Source organism: Demequina sp. NBRC 110057, assembly GCF_002090175.1.
In the GTDB taxonomy this organism is placed as follows: Bacteria; Actinomycetota; Actinomycetes; order Actinomycetales; family Demequinaceae; genus Demequina.
In genome coordinates this window covers 456,153-479,165 of record NZ_BBRN01000004.1, presented here as the reverse complement: position 1 = coordinate 479,165, position 23,013 = coordinate 456,153, and the positions used below count along the sequence as shown (strand labels likewise).

At 70.5% G+C, this 23,013-nt stretch carries 23 protein-coding genes; 4 read left to right on the top strand and 19 right to left on the bottom strand.

Annotated elements, in window-relative coordinates:
• The first annotated feature begins 59 nt into the window (after window positions 1–59).
• Window positions 60–1,040 (top strand): EamA family transporter, encoded by a 981-nt coding sequence (locus B7K26_RS07185; RefSeq protein ID WP_084078225.1) that lies wholly within the window; start codon window positions 60–62, stop codon window positions 1,038–1,040.
• A 15-nt stretch (window positions 1,041–1,055) separates the two neighbouring features.
• Here the strand turns inward: B7K26_RS07185 and aspS are convergent, their stop codons facing one another.
• Together aspS and hisS are read right to left on the bottom strand one after the other, a co-directional pair.
• Window positions 1,056–2,846, bottom strand: a complete 1,791-nt coding sequence (gene aspS, locus B7K26_RS07180; RefSeq protein ID WP_084078224.1) for an aspartate--tRNA ligase — start codon at window positions 2,844–2,846, stop codon at window positions 1,056–1,058.
• A gap of 96 nt (window positions 2,847–2,942) precedes the next feature.
• Window positions 2,943–4,292: a histidine--tRNA ligase gene (gene hisS, locus B7K26_RS07175; protein WP_084078620.1), complete on the bottom strand. Its 1,350-nt coding sequence runs from the start codon at window positions 4,290–4,292 to the stop codon at window positions 2,943–2,945.
• A 96-nt stretch (window positions 4,293–4,388) separates the two neighbouring features.
• On the opposite strand from hisS, the gene B7K26_RS07170 reads away from it, so the two are divergent.
• From B7K26_RS07170 to B7K26_RS07160, 3 genes are all read left to right on the top strand, one after another.
• A complete protein-coding gene (locus B7K26_RS07170; protein WP_084078223.1) occupies window positions 4,389–5,198 on the top strand; it encodes a peptidylprolyl isomerase in 810 nt (269 codons plus the stop codon).
• Window positions 5,195–6,559: a DUF349 domain-containing protein gene (locus B7K26_RS07165; protein ID WP_084078222.1), complete on the top strand. Its 1,365-nt coding sequence runs from the start codon at window positions 5,195–5,197 to the stop codon at window positions 6,557–6,559. The genes B7K26_RS07170 and B7K26_RS07165 overlap by 4 nt, the downstream gene beginning before the upstream one ends.
• 125 nt (window positions 6,560–6,684) lie before the next feature.
• Window positions 6,685–7,281 (top strand): hypothetical protein, encoded by a 597-nt coding sequence (locus B7K26_RS07160; protein ID WP_084078221.1) that lies wholly within the window; start codon window positions 6,685–6,687, stop codon window positions 7,279–7,281.
• On the opposite strand, the gene B7K26_RS07155 is transcribed toward B7K26_RS07160, so the two are convergent.
• The 17 genes from B7K26_RS07155 to B7K26_RS07075 all read right to left on the bottom strand — a co-directional run bounded on the left by B7K26_RS07155 (window position 7,239) and on the right by B7K26_RS07075 (window position 23,003).
• Entirely contained in the window at window positions 7,239–9,488 is a 2,250-nt protein-coding gene (locus B7K26_RS07155) for a bifunctional (p)ppGpp synthetase/guanosine-3',5'-bis(diphosphate) 3'-pyrophosphohydrolase (RefSeq protein ID WP_084078220.1), read from the bottom strand. The genes B7K26_RS07160 and B7K26_RS07155 overlap by 43 nt on opposite strands.
• 190 nt (window positions 9,489–9,678) lie before the next feature.
• On the bottom strand, window positions 9,679–10,755 hold the full coding sequence (gene secF / locus B7K26_RS07150; protein WP_084078219.1) for a protein translocase subunit SecF: 1,077 nt from the start codon (window positions 10,753–10,755) through the stop codon (window positions 9,679–9,681).
• Between the two features lie 3 nt (window positions 10,756–10,758).
• Window positions 10,759–12,735 (bottom strand): protein translocase subunit SecD, encoded by a 1,977-nt coding sequence (secD, locus tag B7K26_RS07145; RefSeq protein ID WP_159449640.1) that lies wholly within the window; start codon window positions 12,733–12,735, stop codon window positions 10,759–10,761.
• Between the two features lie 108 nt (window positions 12,736–12,843).
• Window positions 12,844–13,905, bottom strand: a complete 1,062-nt coding sequence (gene ruvB, locus B7K26_RS07140) for a Holliday junction branch migration DNA helicase RuvB (RefSeq protein WP_200811009.1) — start codon at window positions 13,903–13,905, stop codon at window positions 12,844–12,846.
• Window positions 13,889–14,497 carry a Holliday junction branch migration protein RuvA gene (gene ruvA, locus B7K26_RS07135; RefSeq protein WP_084078218.1) on the bottom strand — a complete coding sequence of 203 codons (609 nt, stop codon included), beginning with the start codon at window positions 14,495–14,497 and terminating at the stop codon, window positions 13,889–13,891. Before ruvA ends, ruvB begins: the two co-directional genes overlap by 17 nt.
• Before the next feature lie 71 nt (window positions 14,498–14,568).
• Window positions 14,569–15,120 (bottom strand): crossover junction endodeoxyribonuclease RuvC, encoded by a 552-nt coding sequence (ruvC, locus tag B7K26_RS07130; RefSeq protein WP_084078217.1) that lies wholly within the window; start codon window positions 15,118–15,120, stop codon window positions 14,569–14,571.
• A gap of 3 nt (window positions 15,121–15,123) precedes the next feature.
• Complete coding sequence (locus tag B7K26_RS07125; RefSeq protein WP_084078216.1) at window positions 15,124–15,876, bottom strand: YebC/PmpR family DNA-binding transcriptional regulator; 753 nt, start codon at window positions 15,874–15,876, stop codon at window positions 15,124–15,126.
• Window positions 15,877–16,019: 143 nt separating this feature from the next.
• A complete protein-coding gene (locus B7K26_RS07120) occupies window positions 16,020–16,394 on the bottom strand; it encodes a hypothetical protein (RefSeq protein WP_084078215.1) in 375 nt (124 codons plus the stop codon).
• Complete coding sequence (locus B7K26_RS07115; RefSeq protein WP_084078214.1) at window positions 16,391–17,041, bottom strand: hypothetical protein; 651 nt, start codon at window positions 17,039–17,041, stop codon at window positions 16,391–16,393. The genes B7K26_RS07120 and B7K26_RS07115 overlap by 4 nt, the downstream gene beginning before the upstream one ends.
• A gap of 31 nt (window positions 17,042–17,072) precedes the next feature.
• Window positions 17,073–17,540, bottom strand: a complete 468-nt coding sequence (locus B7K26_RS07110) for a tetratricopeptide repeat protein (protein ID WP_234998732.1) — start codon at window positions 17,538–17,540, stop codon at window positions 17,073–17,075.
• A gap of 136 nt (window positions 17,541–17,676) precedes the next feature.
• Window positions 17,677–18,261 carry a pyridoxal 5'-phosphate synthase glutaminase subunit PdxT gene (gene pdxT / locus B7K26_RS07105; RefSeq protein ID WP_084078213.1) on the bottom strand — a complete coding sequence of 195 codons (585 nt, stop codon included), beginning with the start codon at window positions 18,259–18,261 and terminating at the stop codon, window positions 17,677–17,679.
• Entirely contained in the window at window positions 18,258–18,836 is a 579-nt protein-coding gene (locus tag B7K26_RS07100) for an NUDIX hydrolase (protein ID WP_084078212.1), read from the bottom strand. Before B7K26_RS07100 ends, pdxT begins: the two co-directional genes overlap by 4 nt.
• Window positions 18,826–19,731: a pyridoxal 5'-phosphate synthase lyase subunit PdxS gene (gene pdxS, locus B7K26_RS07095; RefSeq protein ID WP_084078211.1), complete on the bottom strand. Its 906-nt coding sequence runs from the start codon at window positions 19,729–19,731 to the stop codon at window positions 18,826–18,828. Before pdxS ends, B7K26_RS07100 begins: the two co-directional genes overlap by 11 nt.
• Window positions 19,732–19,778: 47 nt before the next feature.
• A complete protein-coding gene (locus tag B7K26_RS07090) occupies window positions 19,779–20,909 on the bottom strand; it encodes a glycosyltransferase family 4 protein (RefSeq protein ID WP_084078616.1) in 1,131 nt (376 codons plus the stop codon).
• Window positions 20,906–21,802 carry a phosphatidylinositol mannoside acyltransferase gene (locus B7K26_RS07085; RefSeq protein ID WP_084078210.1) on the bottom strand — a complete coding sequence of 299 codons (897 nt, stop codon included), beginning with the start codon at window positions 21,800–21,802 and terminating at the stop codon, window positions 20,906–20,908. Before B7K26_RS07085 ends, B7K26_RS07090 begins: the two co-directional genes overlap by 4 nt.
• Window positions 21,799–22,476, bottom strand: coding sequence for a phosphatidylinositol phosphate synthase (gene pgsA, locus B7K26_RS07080; RefSeq protein ID WP_084078209.1), 678 nt, complete (start codon window positions 22,474–22,476; stop codon window positions 21,799–21,801). Before pgsA ends, B7K26_RS07085 begins: the two co-directional genes overlap by 4 nt.
• Window positions 22,476–23,003 (bottom strand): HIT domain-containing protein, encoded by a 528-nt coding sequence (locus B7K26_RS07075; RefSeq protein WP_084078615.1) that lies wholly within the window; start codon window positions 23,001–23,003, stop codon window positions 22,476–22,478. Before B7K26_RS07075 ends, pgsA begins: the two co-directional genes overlap by 1 nt.
• Between the last annotated feature and the right edge of the window lie 10 nt (window positions 23,004–23,013).

Genomic DNA, 23,013 nt, shown 5'->3' with positions numbered 1-23,013 from the left:
CATAGTTAACGCCTTCATTATTGCTTGTCCATGCACTGCGACCGGGCCAGACTCGGCCCATGCCCCTGCGTCATCGACTCCTCGCCGTCCTGGTCGCCGTCCTGTGGGGGGTGAACTTCCTCGCCATTCATGCGTCGCTCGAGCAGTTCCCGCCGCTGTTCCTCGTCGCGCTGAGGTTCGGCGTCATCGCCATCCCGACGCTGCTCTTCGTTCCCCGGCCGCGCGTGCCCTGGCGGTGGCTCGTCGCCTACGGCATCGGGTTTGGCACCTTGCAGTTCCTGTTCCTGTACCTCGGCATGGCGGCGGGCTTCCCCACGGGGCTCGCGTCGCTGGTCCTGCAGGCGTCGGCGCCCTTCACGGTGTTGCTCGGCGCCGCGTTCCTGCGCGAACGGCTGGGGTCGCGGCACATCGGCGGGATCGTCGCCGCGACGCTTGGCCTCGTGGTGGTCGGGGTGTCCTACGGCACGCAGGCGCCGCTCGGGCCCTTCCTGCTCGTCCTGTGCGGCGCGCTCGGTTGGGCCCTGGGCAACATCGCGAGCCGTCAGGCGCGCGCGGACCGGCCGCTCAACCTCGTGCTATGGATGAGCATCGTGCCGCCCCTGCCGATGCTGGCGATCTCGCTCGTCGTGGAGGGTCCCGAGCGCATCGGCCATTCCCTCGCCACGTCGCTGACGGTCGCCGCACTTCCCGCGTGGGCCGGGCTCGCCTACACGATTGTGCTCGGCACCCTCGTCGGCTCGGGCATCTGGGTGTGGCTCATGGCGCGTCACCCCGCGGGCGCCGTGGCGCCGTTCTCGATGCTGGTTCCCATCGTCGGCATCGTCACCGCGTGGGTCGTGCTGGGCGAGCGGCCCGCATGGCTCGAGCTCGCCGGTGGCGTCCTCATCGTCGCCGGGGTCTGGTGGGCGTCTCGCCAGCCGACACGCAGGACGACGGGAGTGCGGGAGCCCACCACGGCATCGGCCCTACCTCGTGACCAACGTCAAATGGATCCATTTGGCTCGCCCAAGGCGATAAAAGAACCAAATGGATCCATTTGACGGAAAGGGGTGAGGTCAGGCGGTCGTGCCCTCCGCGGCCTCGTCCTCGTCGGCCTCGGGCACGAAGTCCACGCCCGCCTCGGCGCGCTGCTCGTCCGTGATGGGTGCCGGCGCGGAGGTCAGCGGGTCAAACCCGCCGCCCGACTTCGGGAACGCGATGACGTCGCGGATCGAGTCCGCACCCGTCAGCAGCGCCACGATGCGGTCCCAGCCGAACGCGATGCCGCCGTGCGGGGGCGCGCCGAACGAGAAGGCCTCGAGCAGGAAGCCGAACTTCTCCTTGGCCTCCTCCTCGCCGATGCCCATCACCTTGAAGACGCGCTCCTGCACGTCCTGGCGGTGGATACGGATGGAACCGCCGCCGATCTCGTTGCCGTTGCAGACGATGTCGTAGGCGTAGGCCAGCGCGTTGCCGGGGTCCGACTCGAACGAGTCGAGCCACTCGGGCTTGGGCGACGTGAAGGCGTGGTGCACAGCGGTCCAGTTGGAGGAGCCGAGCACCACGTCGTCGTCACCGTCATCGGCGTCGACGGCCTTGAACAGCGGCGCGTCGACGACCCAGCAGAACTCGAAGCGCTCGGGGTCCATGAGGCCCAGGCGGCGGCCGATCTCGAGGCGTGCGGCGCCCAGCAGCGCTCGCGAGGCGCCGGGCTTGCCGGCGGCGAAGAAGACGCAGTCGCCGGGGTTGGCGCCGGTGGCCTCGGCGAGGCCGGCGAGCTCCGCCTCCGAGAGGTTCTTGGCGACGGGGCCCGTGAGCGTGCCGTCCTCCTGCACGAGGACGTAGGCGAGGCCGCGCGCGCCGCGCTGCTTGGCCCACTCCTGCCAGGCGTCGAGCGTCTTGCGCGGCTGCGAGGCGCCGCCGGGCATGACGACCGAGCCGACGTACTCGTTCTGGAAGACACGGAACGGCGTGTCCTTGAAGTACGCGGTGAGCTCGGTGAGCTCGAGGCCGAAGCGCAGGTCGGGCTTGTCCGAGCCGAAGCGCGCCATCGCGTCGTTGAACGTGATGCGCGGGATCGGAGTCGAGATCTCGACGCCGATGAGGCTCCACAGCTCGCGGACAATCTCCTCGCCCAGCGCGATGACGTCGTCCTGGTCGACGAAGCTCATCTCGATGTCGAGCTGCGTGAATTCCGGCTGGCGGTCGGCGCGGAAGTCCTCGTCGCGGTAGCAACGGGCGATCTGGTAGTAGCGCTCCATACCCGCGACCATCAGCAGCTGCTTGAACAGCTGGGGCGACTGCGGCAGCGCGTACCAGGAGCCGGGCGCGAGGCGCGCGGGCACCAGGAAGTCGCGTGCACCCTCGGGGGTGGAACGCGTCAGCGTCGGCGTCTCGATCTCGAGGAACTCGTGGCGGTCGAGCACACGGCGCGCAGCCTGGTTGGCCTTCGAGCGCAGCACGAGGTTCGCGCGCGGCTGCGGGCGGCGCAGGTCGATGTAGCGGTACTTGAGGCGCGCCTCCTCGCCGACGGTGACGTGCTCGTCGACCGGCATCGGCAGCGGCGCGGCCTCGTTGAGGATCGTGACGTCGGTGACGACGACCTCGATCTCGCCCGAGGGAAGGTTGGGGTTGGCCGAGCCGGCGGGGCGCTCGCGCACCTCGCCGGTCACCTGAATGACGTACTCGTTGCGGAGGCTGTGGGCCACCTCCTCGCGGATGACCACCTGGGCGAAGCCCGAGGCGTCACGAAGATCGATGAACGCCACGCCGCCGTGGTCGCGGCGACGCCCGACCCATCCGGCGAGAGTGACGGTGGTGCCCGCGTCGGTGGCGCGGAGGTTTCCTGCGAGGTGGGTGCGAAGCACGTTCAGCCTTTCTTGGGCACGCTAGACGGGCGTGCCGGTTCGCTTGGGATTGCGGGTCAAGTCTAGGGCCGATGCGGCGGCCCGGTGCGGTGGAACCTAGGCGCGGACGATGCCTGGCCTGGCATCCGCGGCGGGCGGCTCCCACGCGTCGGCGTCCGCGGGGACCTGGTCGCCCGAGCGGATGTCCTTCACCTCGCCGTCGCCACCCTCGCCCGCATCGGGGAACCACACGAAGGGGATGGAGCGCCGGTCGGCGTACTGGATCTGCTTGCCGAACTTGGCCGCCGTGGGCGACACCTCGCAGGCAATCCCACGGGCGCGCAGTCGGTCGGCGATGACGGCCGATGCCGCGCGGTGCGCCTCGTCCGTCACCGCGACGAGGACGGCGCTGGGGACGCCGCGCGTGGCGGACGCGAGGCCGGCGCCGAGCATGCGGCTGATGAGGCGCGAGACGCCGATCGACATGCCGACGCCGGGGAACCCTCCCCCGGCGACAAGAGAGTCGTAGCGCCCGCCGGAGCAGATCGAACCGAGGTCCTCGTGGCCCTCGAGGAAGGTCTCGTACACGGAACCCGTGTAGTAGTCGAGGCCGCGCGCGATGCGCAGGTCGGCGACGGCGGTGCCCGGCACCGCGGCGTTCACTCCCTCCACGAGCGCCACGAGCGAGGCGATGCCGTCCTTCAGCAGCGCCTCGGCGTCGGCGACGTCCTCAATGGTCGTCGTGGTCGCCCACAGGTCCTCGATGGCGGTGGCGAACGAGCCGTCGCCGGCGTTGATGCGCGCGAGCTCGAGGATCGCATCGGCCGCCGTCTCGGCGACACCCTTCTCGGTGAGCTCGGCCCGCACGCCGTCGGGGCCGATCTTGTCGAGCTTGTCGACGCTACGCAGCGCGCCGGCGACATCGTCGATCCCCACGCCGCGGTAGAAGCCCTCCACCAACTGGCGGTTGTTGACGTGCATGGTCACGCCCGGCAGCGGCAGCGACGCGAGCGCGCGCGCCATCACGACCGCGACCTCCACCTCGAGGTGCGCGGGAAGGTTCTCGCGGCCCACGATGTCGATGTCCGCCTGGTAGAACTCGCGGAAGCGGCCCTCCTGCGGGCGCTCACCGCGCCACACCTTCTGGATCTGGAAGCGGCGGAACGGGAACGCGAGCTCGTTCTGGAACTCCTCCGTGTACCTCGCAAACGGCACGGTCAGGTCAAAGTGAAGGCCGAGCTTCGCCTCGGAGTCCGGCTCGGCGTTCAGGCGCCCCAGCGTGTAGATCTCCTTCGCCGCCTCCGACTTGCCGGCCAGGCGCTCGAGGGTCTCGACCACGCGGGTCTCGATCTCCGCGAAGCCGTGAAGGCGGAACACCTCCTTGAGGGAGTCGATGACCTGCGCCTCCACGACGCGGTCGGCGGGGGTCCACTCGGGGAATCCAGACAGGGGTCGCACTCGGGCCATGCCCGCCATTGTTCCATCCTGGCTGGTGCGCGCGGTGCCGCGAAGGTCGGCGCCCCTAGACTGGCGCGCGACCAGCCGCTCACACGTTGAGGTGACATGACCACGAAGAAGCAGGCCAAGGCCAACGCCAAGCGCCAGCAGTCCAAGCTCGAGGCCCGCCAGGCCGCCAAGCGCGCCAAGAACGAACGCCGCATCAGGATCGTCGCCGCGATCACGGTCGCCGCGCTCGTGCTGGGGGCCGCGTCCACCCTCATCGTCATGGCTGTCATCAACGCCGGCGACGACGACGCGACGGCGGCGGCCACGCCGTTGACCACAGCATCGGCCACGGCTTCCGCCTCCGACGACCTCGAGACGACCGACGGCTGGGGAACGTCGCCCGAGCCCCCCGACCCGTCCGTGGCCGAGAACCGGCAGTGGACGGCGACCATCGCGACCAATGTTGGCGACATCACCGTCACCCTCGACGGGGAGAACGCGCCTCAGGCGACCGCGAGCTTCGTGGCGCTCGCCGAGGATGGCTACTTCGATCAGACCGAGTGCCACCGCCTCACCACGAGCGGCATCTATGTGCTGCAGTGCGGGGACCCGTCGGCCACGGGCTCCGGAGGCCCCGCCTACTCGTACGGCCCCATCGAGAACGCGCCGGCGGACGATGTCTACCCGGCCGGCACGCTCGCGATGGCACGCGTCAGCGGCGACGGCGAATCCATGGGAAGCCAGTTCTTCATCGTCTACGACGACTCGACCATCCCCTCCGACGCGGCGGGCGGTTACACGGTGTTCGGGCAGGTCACTGACGGTTTGAGTATTGTTGAGGGCGTTGCCAGTGCCGGAACCATCACAGGCGAGTCCGACGGACAGCCGGCACAGTCCGTCATCCTGAACGAGGTGTCTGTATCGTGACCACCCCCCAGCCCAAGCCGACCCCCAAGCCCGGGCCCCGACCCGGAGCCCCGAGCCCCGTCGTCCTCGCGCAGCACGCGACCCACCCGGTGAAGGTTCCCGTGGTCGCCGAGGTGACCGACGAGCAGATCGAGGCGGCCAAGGGCTTCGGCTCCGTCGAGGGCGAGTCCGTGATCGTGACGATCGGCGAGGACAAGGTCACCGTGGGCGACGCCGCCGGCGACGACCCGCTGGTCCCCTTCGCCAAGGCGTACTACGAGCTGTCGGCCTCGATCGAGCGTTTCCACGCCCGCCTCGCCTCCGCGGAGCTCAGCCCCAAGGACATCGACGACTCGCTCGGATCCATCGCCCCGCAGCTCGAGACCCCCGCCGTGGTGGGTGACATCGCCGCCCTGCGCGACCGCTTCGCCGCGGTCCAGAAGGAGGCCCTCGAGGCGCGCGAGCGCATCCAGGCCGAGCGCGAGGCCGCCCGTGCTGAGGCGCTCAAGACGCGTGAGCACATCGTTGCCCAGGCCGAGGCGATCGCCGCCAAGCCCGAGGCCCAGGTGCACTGGAAGAACGACACCGCCGAGCTGCGCGCCCTCCTCGACACGTGGAAGGAGGCGCAGCGCAACAACGCCCGTATCGCCAAGGACGCGGAGCGCGAGCTGTGGAAGCGCTTTACCGCCGCACGGTCGGGCTTCGAGAAGGCGCGCAAGCACCACTTCGCTCAGCTCGACAAGGACAACGCCCAGGTGGCCGGCCGCAAGGAGGACCTGGTGGCGCAGGCCGAGCGCCTTGCCGAGTCCACCGACTGGGACCGCACCGCGCGTGCCTTCAAGGACCTGATGGGTGAGTGGAAGACCGCCGGCCGCGGCCGCCGCAGCGTTGACGACGCGCTGTGGAAGCGATTCCAGACGGCCCAGGACGCGTTCTTCGAGGCGCGTCGCTCGGCGTCGGACGCCGAGGACGAGGCGTTGTCGGGCAACGTCGAGGCCAAGGAGGCCGCTGTGGTCGAGGCCGAGGCCCTGCTGCCGCTGACCGACCTCGAGACCGCCAAGCGCCAGCTGCGCGCCATCCAGGACCGCTTCGAGGACGCCGGCCGCGTGCCCCGCGCCGACGTGGCGCGCCTCAACAAGCGCATGGGCGCCGTCGAGAAGGCAGTGCGTGATGCCGAGGACGCGCAGTGGAACTCGCGCAACCCCGAGCTCGAGCGTCGCGCGACCGGCGCCGCCGCCCAGCTCGAGTCCGCGATCGCCGAGCTCGAGCAGGACCTCGCCGCCGCCAAGGAGGCCGGGGACAAGCGCAAGGTGAAGGAGGCCGAGGAGGCCCTCGCCGCCCGCCGTGCCTGGCTCGAGCAGATCCAGGGCGTCGTCAACTGACGCCCTCCTGACCGACGGCCTGAGGGGCCCGGGATGCCAGCATCGGCGTCCCGGGCCCCTCGCTTTGTCCACAGATCTCCCAGTGGTCCGTGCCACTGCTCGCACGCGCCGTCACACTTGACGGCATGCTGCTCGTCCACTCCGCCGACGTGAGCCCCGTCGCGTTCAGACGGATGCTGGCCGACGGCGCTCTGGCGCCGTTGCTGCCCGGGGTCGCCCGCCCCGTCGACGTCCCGGAGTCGAGCGGCGTGCGCGCCGCGGCGGCCGCGTGTCACACCCACCCGGGGCTCACCCTCACGGGGCTCGGCGCGCTGTGGGTGGCCTTCGGCGGGCGAGCGCCCACATCACTCGACCTCGCCGCCAGGGACCACCGCCACGCCCGCTCCTGGGCGCCCACGATGCCGTCCCGGGTTCACAGCGGGGTCGGGGTCGGGACGCGCAGCGGCGCCGTCGCGGCACCGCCTGAGGCGCTCGTGGACGCGCTCAGGTGGGCCGACCTGGGGCTGGCGCTCCCCCGCGCCTCTCGCCTGCTAGCCGCTGGCCTGGTCGACGCCGCCGCGACCTTGAAGGTCCTCGACGACCTGTCCACCCGCGACCACACCTGGCGGCGCGCCTGGTCGGCGTGGGGCGCACTGAGGGCGGCTCAGGGACCGATGCCGCGGGTGCGGCCCGCGGTGGCCTACAGCGGCCGCTTGGCCCCGGTGATGCGGCGCGCGTCGTAAACGCCGTCGATGCGGCGGATCGCCGACAGCACTGCACCCAGGTGCGACGGGTCGGCCATCTCGAACGTGAAGGTGTTGAGCGCCACCCTGTCCCTGTTCGTCGACACGTTCGCGCCCAGGATGTTGACGTGATAGTCCGACAGCGCCTTGACGACGTCCGACAGCAAGCGGTTGCGATCCAACGCCTCAACCTCGATCTGGACGAGGAACGTCGCGTCAGACTGGCCGGTCCACTGGACGTCGATAAAGCGCTCCGCCTGGGTGTCGAGCGAGGCGAGGTTGGCGCAGTCCGCGCGGTGAACCGAGACGCCGTTACCGCGCGTCACGAAGCCACGGATCGGGTCACCGGGCACGGGGGTGCAGCACTTCGCCAGCTTCACCACCACATCGGACAGCCCATGGACGGACACTCCCACGTCGCCGCGGCGCGCCCGCTGCGCGGAGGTGCCCGGGCGGGTGATCTCGGTGACGTCCTCGTCGGCACCCTCGTCGCCGCCCACGGCCTCGACCATGCGGCCCACGACATCGGCCGCCTGCTCCTTGTGCTCGCCGATGGCCGCGTAGAGGCCGTCGACGTCCTCGTAATGCATCTCCTTGGCTAGCGCCAGCAGCGTCGACTTGGACATGAGGCGCTGCATTGGCAGGTGCTGGCGACGGATCGCGCGGGCGAGCATGTCGCGGCCGGTCTCGATGGACTCCTCGCGGCGTTCGCGCGTAAACCACTGGCGGATCTTGTTGCGCGCGCGGGTGGACTGCACGAAGTCGAGCCAGTCGCGCTTGGGATGCGCGTTCTGGTCGGAGGTGGTGAGCACCTCGACGGTGTCGCCGTTCTCGAGCGTCGAGTCGAGCGGCACCAGGCGGCCGTTGATCTTGGCGCCGATGGTCTTGTGGCCCACCTCGGTATGGACGGCGTAGGCGAAGTCGACAGGCGTCGCGCCCTGCGGCAGTGCCAGGAGGCGGCCGCGGGGCGTGAACACGTACACCTCGGCGCGGGAGATCTCGCCGCGCAGCGAGTCGAGGAACTCGGTCGGGTCGGCCGTCTCCTGCTGCCAGTCGGCGATCTGGCGCAGCCACCCCATGTCGTCGGAACGGCCACCGCCTGCACCCTTGACGGTCTCCTTGTAGCGCCAGTGCGAGGCGAGGCCATACTCGGCGCGGCGGTGCATCTCCTGGGTGCGAATCTGTAGCTCCACCGGCTTGCCCGACGGCCCGATGACCGTCGTGTGCAGCGACTGGTAGAGGTTGAACTTGGGCATCGCGATGTAGTCCTTGAAGCGGCCCGGCACCGGCTGGTACCTGGCGTGCATCGCTCCCAGCACCGCGTAACAGTCGCGCACCGTCTCGACAAGGATGCGCACGCCCACGAGGTCGTAGATGTCCGCAAGGTCGCGGCCGCGCACGATCATCTTCTGGTAGACCGAGTAGTAGTGCTTGGGCCTGCCGGCGATCTCGCCCTTGATCTTCATCTGCCGCAGCTCCGCGGCGATCTCTGCCCTGATCTCCGCGAGGTACTTCTCGCGCTCGGGCGCACGCTCCGCGACCACGTCGACGATCTCGCCGTAGATCTTGGGATAGAGCGTCTTGAAGGACAGGTCCTCGAGCTCCCACTTGATGGCGTTGAGGCCCATGCGGTGAGCGAGCGGCGCGTAGATCTCGAGGGTCTCCTGCGCCTTGCGCCGCGCGGACTCGACGGGTACGTGCTCCCAGGTTCGCGCGTTGTGCAGGCGGTCCGCGAGCTTCAACAGGAGGACGCGGATGTCCTTCGCCATCGCGACGACCATCTTGCGCACGGTCTCCGCCTGCGCCGCGTCGCCGTACTTGACCTTGTCGAGCTTGGTGACGCCATCGACGAACTCCGCGACCTCGTCGCCAAACTCCTCGCGCAGCGTCTCGAGCGGATACGACGTGTCCTCGACGACGTCGTGCAGCAGCGCTGCGCAGATCACCGACTCCGGCAGCCCCATCTCCGCGATGATCTGCGCGACGGCGATCGGATGGATGATGTACGGCTCGCCACTCTTGCGCTCCTGACCCCGGTGAGCCTTCTCGGCGACCTGGTAGGCGCGCTCGATCTGGCTGGTCTTGCCCTTGGGGTACATCCGCCGATACGTGTCGAGGATGCCGTCGATGGCGGTGGCCTCGCGCGGCGCGCGCCTCAGGAACGCCAGGGGCCCGAGCGCGGAGGACGTGGGTCGGGTATCCGTCATGACGCCTCCTCCGGTCGGACTGCAGGAAATCCCAGTCTAGGGGCCATGACGGGCGTCTGAGCACGCCGCGGCATCGGCCACCCCCACGCGTCGCAGATGGCCACGTTTGCGGCACGAAACGCCGCGAGGTGGCGCACATGAGGCCATGTGCGCCACCTCGCGGAGGTGGTCGTGAGTGCGACGCGTGGTGCTACTTGCGGCCCTTGCGCTTGGGCTGGGCGCCCTGGCCGAGGTGCTCTCCGGGCGTGAGCGCGCCCACGCGCACGGTGCCGTCCTCGCGCACCACGTCCGAGCCGCCGCCGGCGCGCAGGGCCAGCACCTTCTCGGTGTGCTCGACGATGCGCGGCTCGCGCGAGCGCAGCGCCACCTCGAGGGGCGTCGCCACGAAGATCGACGAGTAGGTGCCGACCGCCATACCGACGAACAGCGCCAGCGAGATGTCCATCAGCGTTCCCGCGCCCAGCACGAACGCGCCGATGAACAGAATCGCCGCGACGGGCAGCAGTGCTACCACCGACGTGTTGATCGAGCGCACGAGCGTCTGGTTGACCGCGAGGTTCGCCAGCTCCTCGTACGTGTAACGGGTCTGCTCGGTCAGGTGAGCGGTGTTCTCCTTGACCTTGTCGAACACCACGACGGTGTCGTAGAGCGAGTAGCCCAGGATGGTCAGGAAGCCGATGACCGCGGCAGGCGTCACCTCGAAGCCCACCAGCGCGTAGACGCCGACGGTGAGCAGCAGGTCGTGGATGAGCGCGAGGATCGCGGCAGCCGCCATGCGCCAGGCGCGGAAGTACAGCGCGATGACCGCGAACACGAGCAGCAGGAAGATCACGAGGGCCTGGACGGCCTGCTTGCCGACCTGCGCGCCCCACGTGGGGCCGATCTGGTCGAAGCTGACGGCGTCAGTGGACACCTCGTAGCCCTCGGCGAGCGCCGCGGTCAGCGCCTGCTGGTCGGCGTCGGACAGCTCGCCCAACTGCACGCGCACGTCATCGTCGCCGAGGATGGTGATGCGCGGCTCCTGCGTCGAGTCGATCTGCGCGACGGCGTCCTGAGCGATCTCCTCGGTGGGGTTCGCGACGTCGGTGACGATGTACTGCGACCCTCCCGTGAAGTCCAGGCCGAGCGTGAGGCCCTTGCCCAGCAGCAACGCGACCGACGCGATGACGAGGATCGCCGACGCGATGAACCAGCGCTTGCGCTGCTGGACCAGCGGGTAGGTCTTCTCCCCCGAGTGGAGCTTGTTTCCCCAGGTGGCGAGGCTCATCTGTCAGCCCTCCGACTTCTTGGTGTCGTGGTCGTCGGCATCGGTCCCGCCATCGGGCTCGGTCGCCTCGCCCGCCTCGACGGCGGGGGTGGCGAGGGCCGCCTTGCGCTGAGCGGCCTTGCGCTCGGCGAGCGTGAGGCCCTCGGTCGCGTCGTCATCGGATTCGGCCGATGCCTTCGTGGCCGCCTTGGGGGCTGCCGACGCACCGGAGTGGACGCGTCCGCGGCCCTTGTACATGCGCTCACGGCCCAGCTGGCGCGGGTCGAGCCCAGACCAGGCGTGGCCCTCGCCCCAGAACTTCGTCTTGGCGATGAGGACCATGACCGGGTGCGTGAACAGCATGACGATCAGGACGTCGATGACGGTCGTAAGGCCCAGCGTGAAGGCGAAGCCTCGCACGCCGCCCACGGCGAGCATGTACAGGGTGATGGCGGCCAGCAGCGAGATCGCGTCGGACGCCAGGATGGTGCGGCGCGCGCGCTTCCAGGCGTGGTCGACGGCGCTCGGCAGCGACCGGCCCTCACGCAGCTCGTCACGGATGCGCTCGAAGTACACGATGAACGAGTCGGCGGTGATACCGATCGACACGATCAGACCCGCGACACCCGCCAGCGAGAGGCGGTAGTCGAGGCCCCACGACAGCAGGGTGATCATGCCGTAGGTGGTGACACCGGCGAGCACCAGCGAGCCCATCGTGACGAGCGCGAGGGCCCGGTACTGGAACACCGAGTAGATGACGACCAACAGCAGGCCGATCGCGCCGGCAATGAGGCCCTTCTCGAGCTGCTCGGCGCCGAGGGTGGCGGACATCTGCTGGTTCGACTGCACCTCGAGGCTCATGGGCAGCGCACCGAACTTCAGCTGGTTGGCAAGGCTCTCGGCCTGCTCCTGCGTGAAGTTGCCGGTGATCGATGCCTCGCCGCCGGAGATGCGGGCCGAGACCGACGGGGCCGAGATGACGGTGCCGTCGAGCACCATGGCGAACTGATTGCGCGGGCTCTCGAGCTCCGAGATGCGCTGGGTGACCTCGTCGAACTTAGAGGCGCCCTCGTCGTTGAACGTGAGGCGGACCTCGTAGGCGCCCGTGAGGTTGCCCGCCGACGTGTACTCGGGTCCTGACGTGGCCGTCTCAAGGTCGTCACCCGACAGCTCGACGGGGCCCATCGCGTACTTGAGGAAGTCGGCGGAGCCACAGGCGACGTAGCCGGCCTCGGGGTCGCCCATGGAGCGACCGGAGTAGTTCTCGATGTCGGTGCAGTCGAGGGCGGCGTAGTCGGCCTGCACGTCCTCGGTCAGCCACTCGAACGACGAGGGGTCGGTGGTGCCGAAGACCGGTCCGTCGGTCGTGGCGTCGGCGGTGGCCGACGGGCTCGCGGAGGCGCTCGGCTCCGGCGTGGCCGATGCGGTGGCGTCGGTCTCGGCGCTCGTCACCTCGGGAGTGACGGTCGCGTCGTCGGTCTCGCCGACGACGTTCGCCATCTCGCTCGCGCTCACCTCGGGCTCGGGCGTGGCGGACGTCGAGGCGGTCGCGTCGGCCGAGGCGGAGGCGCTCGGCTCCGGCGAAGCGGAGGTGGACGTCGTGGGGCTCGGGTCGCCGGTCATGAGGACAGGGCGGAACTGGAGCTGCGCGGACTGCGCGACGAGGTCGACGGTGTCCTGATCGGGGTTACCGGGCAGCGACACGACGATGTTGTTGCCCTGCGTCGTGATCTCGGCCTCGGCGACGCCGGAGGCGTCGACGCGGCGGCGGATGATCTCGACTGCCTGGTCGAGGTCGCTCTGCTCGATCTCCTGCGTGGCGCCGTCCTCGAGCACGGGAGACAGGATGATCTGGCGTCCGCCGGCGAGGTCGAGCGCGAGGCCAGGGGTCCACGAGGTGGCTCCCGTCGCGACACCGACCGCGAGGCCCGCATAGATGAGGGCGAGAATCGCCCCGAGCCAGATCAGCGCCTTGCGTGCGCCTTTGGTTGCTTTCGACACAGGATTCCTTCGTCTGACGCCTTCGTGGTAGCCCCCGAAGGAGCCCAGCCGATTGTAGGGGTAGACGGCGTGACCGTCGAACAAGGCGCCCCGGTGCGGCGACCTGCCCTAGTCGAAGAGGCGTCCGCCCACCTGGCCCGGCACGGCGTCGGCCGGCGGCGTGAGGCCCAGGTGGACCCAGGCGTCGGCCGTCGCGACGCGGCCGCGAGGGCTGCGGCTCATGAGCCCCTCGCGCACCAGGAACGGCTCGGCCACCGTCTCCACCGTCTCCGGCTCCTCGCCCACCGAGACCGCCAGCGTGGAGAGGCCCACGGGGCCTCCCCCGAACCTGGTGCACAGCGCACGCAGGACGGCGCGGTCAAGGCGGTCGAGGCCCTTGTCGTCCACCTCGTACACCTCGAGCGCCTCGCGAGCGTTGGCGAGGGTGCCGCGACCGTTGCCGTGAACCTCGGAAAAGTCGCGCACGCGCCGCAGCAGGCGGTTGGCGATGCGCGGGGTGCCGCGGGAGCGTCCCGAGATCTCGTGGGCGGCGGAGGCGTCGATCGGGAAGTCGAGAAGCCTGGCGGAGCGGCCGAGGATGCGCTGGAGCTCGGCGGGCTCGTAGAACTCGAGGTGACCGGTAAAGCCGAAGCGGTCGCGCAGCGGGGCCGGCAGGAGGCCGGCGCGGGTCGTGGCGCCGACCACGGTGAAGCGCGGCAGGCTCAGCGGGATCGAGGTCGCTCCCGCGCCCTTGCCCACCACCACGTCCACGCGGAAGTCCTCCATCGCGAGGTACAGCATCTCCTCGGCGGGACGCGCGAGGCGGTGGATCTCGTCGAGGAAGAGGACGTCCCCCTCCTCGAGCGAGGACAGGATCGCGGCGAGGTCGCCAGCGTGTTGGATCGCGGGGCCGGAGGTGAGGCGCAGGTTCGCGCCCATCTCGGTCGCGATGATCATGGCCAGCGTGGTCTTTCCCAGGCCGGGCGGGCCGGACAGCAAAACGTGGTCGGCCGTAGTGCCGCGCGCCACCGCGGCGCGCAACACCAGGCTCAACTGGTCGCGCAGTGTCTGCTGGCCCACGAACTCGTCGAGGCTGCCGGGCCGCAGCGCGGCCTCGGACGAGCGCTCGATGGCGTCGGCATCGGCCGAGACGAGGCGGGGGTCGAAGTCGGCGTCAGCCACGCGCGGCACCCATGGTTCTTAGCGCGGCGCGCAGGGTGGTCGCGACGTCGGCGGCCGCGACGGGGCCGTCCGTCACCTCGTCGACCGCCTTCGCCGCCGCCTTGGGGTTCCAGCCGAGGCCCACGAGGGCGTCCTCGACCTGGTCGCGCGCGTCACCCGCGGCCGCAGGACGCGTCACGGTCCCCGCCTCGTCGAGCTCGGGAAGGCTCAGCTTGCCTCCCAGCTCGAGCAGCAGCCTCGCCGCGACCTTGGCGCCGATGCCGGGCACCTGCTCGAGCGCCTTCCGATCCCCCGCCGCGACGGCGTGGGCGAGGGCATCGGGCGTGTGCACGGCGAGCATGGCGAGAGCGAGGCGCGGCCCCACCCCCTGTACCGACTGCAGCGCCTCGAAAGTATCGCGCTCGTGCTCCGTACCGAAGCCGAAGAGGGTCAGCGAGTCCTCGCGCACCACGAGGTGGGTGTGCACCCGCACCGTGGCGCCGTGACGCAGCTCCGCGAGAGTCGTGGGCGTCGACAACACCTTCATGCCGACACCGCCGGTCTCGATGACCGCACTCGTCGCGCCGACCGACAGGACCTCGCCGTGAAGCGTGGAGATCACGCATCCTCCTTCGAACGTATGTACGAATACGCTACGGGATGCCCCCGACGCCGGCGGCCAGCGACGCGCCGTCAGCGGCGCCTGGCCGCCTTCTCCGCTTCGGCCCACAGCCGCTGCGCGGCCGTGGTGCCTCCCGTACCCACGGGCGCCGCGGCGCCGCGCCAGGCGTGGGCGATCGCGATCGCCAGGGCGTCGGCGGCATCGGCCGGCTTGGGCATCTCGGTAAGCCCCAGCACCTTGGTGACCATGTAGCCGACCTGCGCCTTGCCAGCCCTTCCCTCGCCCGTCACCGCGGCCTTGACCTCGGACGGGGTGTACAGCGTGACGGGGAGCCCGCGGCGCTCCGCGAGGAGCATCACGACGCCGGAGATCTGGGCGGTGCCCATCACCGTCGAGACGTTCGCCTGCGCGAACACCCGCTCCAGGGCGATCGCGTCCGGCCGATGCGTGTCGAGGACCGCCTCGATGGCATCGGCCAGGCGCGCGATGCGCGCGGGGGTCTCCGCCGTCGAGGGGCTCGTCGCCGCGCTCACGTGCACCAGCGAGACGCGCCTGGCGCCCGCGGCATCCACGACGCCGAGCCCGCAACGCGTCAGCCCGGGGTCGACGCCGAGGATGCGCATGGATTACTCGGCTGCGGCCTCGAGCACCTCGTCGGAGGCGTCCATGTTGGCGTACACGTTCTGGACGTCGTCGCAGTCCTCGAGCGCGTCGATGAGGCGCAGCATCTTGCGCGCGCCCTCGACGTCGAGGTCGACCTTCATCGAGGGCACCCACGCTGCCTCGGCCGAGTCGTAGTCGATGCCGGCGTCCTGCAGCGCGGTGCGCACCGCGACCACGTCGGTGGCCTCGGAGGTGATCTCGAAGACGTCGCCGCCGTCGGCGATCTCCTCGGCGCCCGCCTCGAGGGTGGCTTCCATGACGGCGTCCTCATCGGTGCCGTCCTTGGGAACCACGACCTGGCCCTTGCGCGAGAAGAGGTAGGCGACCGAGCCGGGGTCGGCGAGCGTGCCGTTGTTGCGGGTCAGCGCGGTGCGGACCTCCATGGCGGCGCGGTTGCGGTTGTCGGTGAGGCACTCGATGAGCATCGCGACGCCGTTGGGGCCGTAGCCCTCGTACATGATGGTCTCGTACTGGGCGCCGCCGGCCTCGAGGCCCGAGCCGCGCTTGACGGCGCGGTCGATGTTGTCGTTGGGGACCGAGGACTTCTTGGCCTTCTGGATCGCGTCGAACAGCGTGGGGTTGCCCGCGGGGTCGCCGCCGCCCGTGCGGGCCGCGACCTCGATGTTCTTGATCAGCTTGGCGAAGAGCTTGCCGCGCTTCGCATCGATGACGGCCTTCTTGTGCTTGGTGGTGGCCCACTTGGAGTGACCGGACACGTGTGCTCCTCGACTACGGGGGTTCAGGACTGCCGACCAGTCTACTCAGGGGCCCGCGCCCGTCCGGGACCACCCTCGCCGGTCATTGCCCGTCCCCGCCCACCTTTCGCCCTCGGGGTTCTCCCAGGGGTAGAACCCGGTCGCTATCCGAGCAGGAGGATCGCCCAGCGCCCCACGGCCCCGAGCGCTCCGGCCCAGATCAGGCTCGCCAGCGTGCCGATGATGAAGCGTTCGGACGCCTCCGAGCGCGAGGCGCGATCCGTATCCCGCAGTTCCGGGTAGCGGCCCAGGCCCTTGATGGCGACGACGACGGCGACGCCCTCGGGCATCCCCACCAGGATGCTCGCGGTCACGAGCACGCGCTCCAGCACCCCAACCCACATCCCGCCACGCAGGAGGCCGGGCGTGGGGGCCAGGGGCTCGATGCGCCTGAGGACCCACGCGACCAGGGGCGCGCCGAGCGCGGCGGAGACGGCCAGCGCTGCGGCGCCGATGGCGAGGGTCAGGGCGACGGTCATGATGACGGCACCGTATCGCGCGGGGCCGATGCTGGCGTCGCCGGGCCCGCCGCGCGCGTCACCAGGCGCGCGGCCAAGGGCCGTGCGGCGGCCTCCTCGTCAAGCATGGCGACCGACGCGCGCTGGCTCACTGCCTGCGGCGAGATCCCGAGAGCCGCTGCTGCCTCTCGGCGCGTGGCTCCCCCGGCCAGGGCATCGGCCACCTGCCAGCCCGCCGCGGAACGGCGCCTCACGACCCCACCCAGCAGCTGAAGCAGGGCCGTCGCCTCGGCCGCGGCCTCGTCGCTCTCCCCTGCCACGACGAGCGGCACGGGCTCGGAGCGTCCCCGCGCGCGCTCCACGGCTTCCCGCGCGTGAACAAAGACCGGCCCGGAACTCGCGCGCGACGACGCCCGCAGCGGCAGGTTCGCCTCGCCGGCGCCGATCCCCACGGACCAGTCGCCCTCGCGCATCAGCCGCAACGCCAGGTCCACCGCGGCTGCGGCGGACGTGAGGACCACCTGCACCTCGTCACCGACGGTGCGCTCGAGCGGCAGCGCGATGTCGTCGCGCCACTCGACGCTCCACGGCGCAAGACCGGCGAGCAACTCCTCGACGCGCTCTCCCGTAGCGGTGCTGGCACGCTGATCGGCTGTGACGACGAACATAAAACAAGGCTAGGGCCTTGAAAACCCTAAATCAAGGCTCCATGCTTGATGCCCGCGGATCAAGGTCGGATGCGTATCGCGTCAGCGCACCCGAATATTGCGTCGGGGACACCGCCCCGAGCGCGACCCGCATCGCATCGGCGTGACGTCCGAGGTCGTGAAGCGCGAGGGCGAGGAAGCCGGCGGCGGCCGGCGCGAGCGCCGCGGCGACGGGAGTCGCCTCCAGGAGCGCGACCGCGTCGGCGGAACGGTCCACGTTGCGCAGCGAACTCGCGAGCTGGATCACCGCCTCGTCGTGACGGCGCGCGTCGAGACCCCCGGCGATCGCCTCCTCGTACAGGCCGATCGCCTCGGCCTCCTCGCCCACGTAGTCGTGGGCTGAGGCGAGCTCGAAGAGCGCCGCGGGGTCGCCGCCGGGACGACAGGCGGCAAGCTCGCGCGCCTGGGCCAGCGCGGCCGCCGCGTCGTCGCGCGACGCTCCGTCCCAGAACGTCGCCACCCGCGCCTCCCACGCCTCATCAGGAGCAGCATCTCCCCGCTGTTCGCGCGGAGGTTCCGACAGTGGACGAGAACTCCCCACCTGCGAGGAGGCGGACGACGGAGGGGAATCCGCGGACGGGTCGTGAACGGACACGTCAGATCAGGTCGAGCAGGCGCTGGTGCACCCGGGGCTCGTCAGAGATCTCGGGGTGGAAGGCCGTAGCGAGGCGCACGCCGTGCTGCACGGCCACGGCGTGCTCAGCGCCGTCTGCCGCCACGGCCGTGGCCAGCACCTCGACGTCGTCCCCGTAGGACTCCACCCACGGGGCGCGGATGAACGTGGCCTGCATGGGCGAGCCGTCCGGCAGCCACGTGAGGGACGCCTCGGCGGAGTCCACCTGGCGGCCGAAGGCGTTGCGGCGCACCGTCATGGGGATCGCGCCAAGGGTCTGCTGGCCGTCGATGCCGTCCACCAGGTCCGTGGCAAGCAGGATCATACCGGCGCACGAGCCGAGGACGGGCAGGCCGCCCTCGATGCGATCGATGAGCGGCTGGCGCAGGTCGAACGCGCGCAGCAGCTTGTCGATGGTGGTGGACTCGCCGCCGGGAAGGATGATCGCGTCGACCTCGTCGAGCTCGCGCGGGCGTCGCACCAGCGTCGCCGTCGCCCCCAGCCTCGTCACCGCGGCCGCGTGCTCCCGCACGTCACCCTGCAGCGCCAGCACTCCTACCGTCGTCACTCGCTCGCCTCTCCCAGGTCGATCGTCTCGCCGTCCCACTCAAGGAACGGCGCCCAGTCCTCCCGCAACTGCGCGGGGAACACCTCGATGTCCACAGCCGCGAGCTCCTCGCGGGTCATCCATGCCGTGCCGTCGATCGTGTCGAGCTCGGTCTCGGTCCAGGCGAGGCCCGATGCCGGGGTCGCATCCGCGAGCGACGCCACGAAGTACACCTCGTGCTGCACGTAGGGCCGCGACTGAAAGTCGAACAGCGCCGTTCTGTCCCACACGGGACCCCGCAGCGCCTCGACCGGAACGATCAGCCCGGTCTCCTCGGCAAGCTCGCGCGCGGCGGCCTGGGCCGCGTTCTCCCCCGCCTCGATGCCGCCGCCGGGGGTGAACCACCAGGAGCGCTCGGGACGGTGAGAGTCGTGGGCCCGCATGACCAGCAGCCGTCGCTGCTCATCGACGAGGAGGACGCGCGCCCCCTCGCGACGGATCACGCCGGCGCCGGGGGCCGAGGTGGAGGCGACGGCCGATGCGGGGGTGACCCCCGCATCGGCCGCGCCGTCGTTGATGCTCGCCTTACCAGCCACGCTCGGCGAGGCGGTGCGGCTCGGGAACCTCGTCGACGTTGATGCCGACCATAGCCTCGCCCAGGCCGCGCGACACGTCGGCGATGACCGACGGGTCGTCGTAGAACGTGGTGGCCTTGACGATCGCGGCGGCGCGGGCGGCGGGGTCGCCCGACTTGAAGATGCCGGAGCCGACGAACACTCCCTCGGCGCCCAGCTGCATCATCATCGCGGCGTCCGCGGGGGTGGCGATGCCGCCGGCGGTGAAGGTCACGACGGGCAGCTTGCCGGTCTCGGCAACCTCCTGGACCAGGGGAAGCGGCGCCTGGAGCTCCTTGGCAGCCACGTACAGCTCGTCCTTGGGAAGCGACGTGAGGCGCGCGATCTCGGTGCGCAGGGTACGCATGTGAGTGGTCGCGTTGGAGACGTCGCCGGTGCCGGCCTCGCCCTTGGAGCGGATCATCGCCGCGCCCTCGGAGATGCGACGCAGCGCCTCACCCAGGTTGGTGGCGCCACACACGAAGGGAACGGTGAAGTTCCACTTGTCGATGTGGTGGGCGTAGTCGGCGGGCGTCAGGACCTCGGACTCGTCGATGTAGTCGACGCCGAGGCTCTGCAGCACCTGCGCCTCGACGAAGTGGCCGATGCGGGCCTTCGCCATGACGGGGATGGAGACGGCCTCGATGATGCCCTGGATCATGTCGGGGTCGCTCATGCGGGACACGCCGCCCTGGGCGCGGATGTCGGCGGGAACGCGCTCGAGCGCCATGACGGCGACCGCGCCGGCGTCCTCGGCGATCTTGGCCTGCTCGGGGGTGACGACGTCCATGATCACGCCGCCCTTGAGCATCTCGGCCATGCCGCGCTTGACGAGGTCGGTTCCGACCTTGGGGGTGGTCTCGGCGGTGTCGCTCATGCCTGATGCTTCCTTAGCTTCTCGGGGTGCGGAGGTGTGCTGGGCCCCTACGCGGGGAACAGTTCCGCGTCCAGTCTAATGGCGTCGCGGTAGGTCGCTTCGATGCGCGGCGCGACCTGTTGCCAGTCGAACGTGAGCGCCCGCTGCTGGCCCCTGTCGGCCAGCACGGCGCGCGCAGCGGGGTCGTCGAGAAGGGCGTTCACGCGGGCGGCGAGCTCCACGGAGTCGCCCACCGTGTGCAGGGCGGCGCCCACCTCCCCGTCGCCGTCGGTCGCCACGTCACGGAAGGCGACCAGGTCGCTGGCGACGACCGCGGCTCCCGCGGCCATCGCCTCCACGAGGACGATGCCGAAGCTCTCTCCCCCGGTGTTGGGCGCGCAGTAGACGTCGACGGAGGCCATGAAGCGGGCCTTCATCCCCTCGTCGAGCTCGCCGATGACCTCCGCTCCCGCGCGGGCGGCGCGGGCGGCGACGCGGTCCGAGAAGCGTCCGGCCACGAGGAACCTGGCGCGCGGGTACCGCGCTCGCACGTGGGGAATCGCGTTCAGGTACTCCTCGAGACCCTTGCGCGGCTCGTCCATGCGGCCCAGGATCCCGATCGTCGGCGCGTGGCGGGTGCCCCTCCACTCGCTGCGGGGATCGGCGACCACGTACTCCTCGGTGTCCACGCCGTTGGGGATGATGTGCGTGGCGGCGACGCCCAGGTGCTCCTTCACGGTGCGGTCGGCCGAGGGCGACACTGCGATCCGCGCGTCGAGCTCCTCGTAGCCGGGCTTGATGAACGGCTTCGCGATGCGCATGGCGCGCGAATGGTCGTTCGACGTGTGGAAGGTCGCGACGGTGGGGCCCAGCCTTGCCCACATCGCGATCACGGACAGCGACATCGTGCCCGGCTCGTGCAGGTGCACCACGTCGAAGTTGCCGTCGCGCAGCCAGATGCGGACCCGGGCCGCGGCGATGGGGCCGAACTTGATGCGCGCGACGGAGCCGTTGTAGTGGACGGGAATCGACTTGCCCGCGATCGACACGTAATCCGGAACGGCAGTGCCGGGCGAGCCGGGCGCAATCACGGACACCTCGTGCCCGCGCTCCAGGAGCACCTCGGCAAGGTCCATGATGTGCAGCTGCACGCCGCCGGGACGGTCGAAGCTGTACGGGCAGACGATGCCGATCCTCATGACGTCCACCCGAATCGCTGAAGCATGTGCCAGTCCTCGGGGGCCTCGGCAATCTTCCTGGCCATCCAGGCGGCCCACTCCTGGCTCAGCGCCGCGACGCGCGCGTCGCGCTCGCCGTCGAAGCTCGTGGGGTCGATGGCGGGGCCGAAGGCCAGCACCACTCCCCAGGGGGAGCCGGCGGCGCGACGGCGCGCTCCGGTGAGCCGCTCGTAGCGCACGTGTACCGGCACCACGGGGGCGCCGGTGGCGACGGCGAGCGCCGCGGGTCCCGGGGCCACCTTGACGCCGTGTCCCCACATCTCGACCTCGATGCCGGAGCCCGACAGGTCGCGGTCGGACAGCAGGCAGATGAGCGTCCTCTCGCGCTTGGCGATGCGGATGAGTTCACGGAACGTGGACCCTCCCTCGTGGCCGAGCACGTGAATGCCGACGTCCTCGCGCATCGCCACGAAGCGGTCGTACATCTCGCGAGGCTTCAGCACCTCAGCCACGGCCGTGACGGGGATGATCCGCGGGGAGGCGTAGGCCCCGACAAGGTCCCAGTTGCCGCTGTGGGACAGCACCGCCACGACGCCGGTCGACGTCGTCTCGAGAAGCTCGCTGACGGGCTCGTAGCCCTCGAGCCGCACGCGTGCTTCCACCTCGGAAGCCGAGAAGCGGTCGAGGGTGAGCGCCTCGGCGTAATAGCGCGAGACCGACTTCAGCGACGCCTTGGACAGCGCCCTGAGATCCTCGCCCTCGAGCCGGGTCACGCGGTGCAGATTCTCCTCGAGCCTCCGGACCGCCTGACCGGGCCGATGCCAGGCAAGGGTCGCTCCGGCGGCGGCGAGTACCCGCACGGCGGCCACGGGCAGCACGCGCGAGACTCGCCAGGCGGTCAGCAGCGCATTCATCGAGTTGTCGCGTCACCCTCGGCGGGCTCGGCGGCGGGGGCTGCCGGGGCATCGGCCGCCTCGAGCCGGTGGTCGCGCGCGTTCTCGCGCATGACGACGAGCGTGCGCTGAACGACTGTGATCGCCGCGGCGGCGGCGAGAAGGTATAGCACCACCGTGAGGACCACCAGGGGCAGGCCGAGCCCCACGAGCCCGGTGGCGGTGAGGCCGATGACGAGGCGGTCGGAGCGCTCGGCGATGCCACCCTTGGCGTCGATGCCGAGGCCCTCGGCCCTGGCGCGCGCGTAGGGAACGAAGGAGCCGAGCGTCAGGCATAGCAGCGCGGCCATGGCCGTCGCCGGCTCGTCCACCCTGAAGGTCCACACGAGAGCGCCGAAGATCGCCGCATCGGCCACCCGGTCGAGCGTCGAGTCGAGGTAGGCGCCCAGGCGGCTGGTCTTGCCCGACAGGCGCGCCATGGTGCCGTCGAGCATGTCCGTCACCACGAAAAACGTGATGAACATGACGCCCCAGAACAGCCAGACGCCGCCCTTCGGGAAGAAGAAGCACGCGCCGAACACGACGCCGATGGTGCCGATGATCGTCACCGCGTTGGGGTGCACGCCGAGGCGCAGGAGGCCCTTGGCGGGCGCGGCCCACAGCCGGCCCATGAAGGGGCGGAGCCAACCGAGCATCAGGCCACCTCGCCCCACGCGGCGGAAACCTTCGCCCACGTGTCGTCGAGCAGCTCGGGAAGCGCCTTGGTGGCTCCGATGATGGGCAGGAAGTTCGAGTCGCCCATCCACCGCGGCACCACGTGCTGGTGGAGGTGCTCGGAGATTCCCGCGCCACCGATGGCGCCCTGGTTCATGCCGATGTTGAAGCCCTGCGTCCCCGACACCGACGACAGCACGCGCATCGCCTGCTGGGTGAGCACGCCCATCTCGTCGCGCTCGGCGTCCGTGGCGTCCGTGTACCAGCCGACGTGGCGGAACGGGCAGACCATCAGGTGGCCGGGGTTGTACGGGTAGAGGTTCAGCACCACGTAGCAGTGCTCGCCGCGGTGCACCACGAGCGCCTCACGGTCCGGCATCTCCACCTTGGCGCACAGGGGGCAGTCGTGACGGCCCTCGTACGCCTTGCGGTCCTTGCCGTCCTCGATGTATGCCATCCGGTGGGGCGTCCACAGGCGCTCGAACCCGTCGGGTTCGCCCCCCATCATGTGGCCGTCG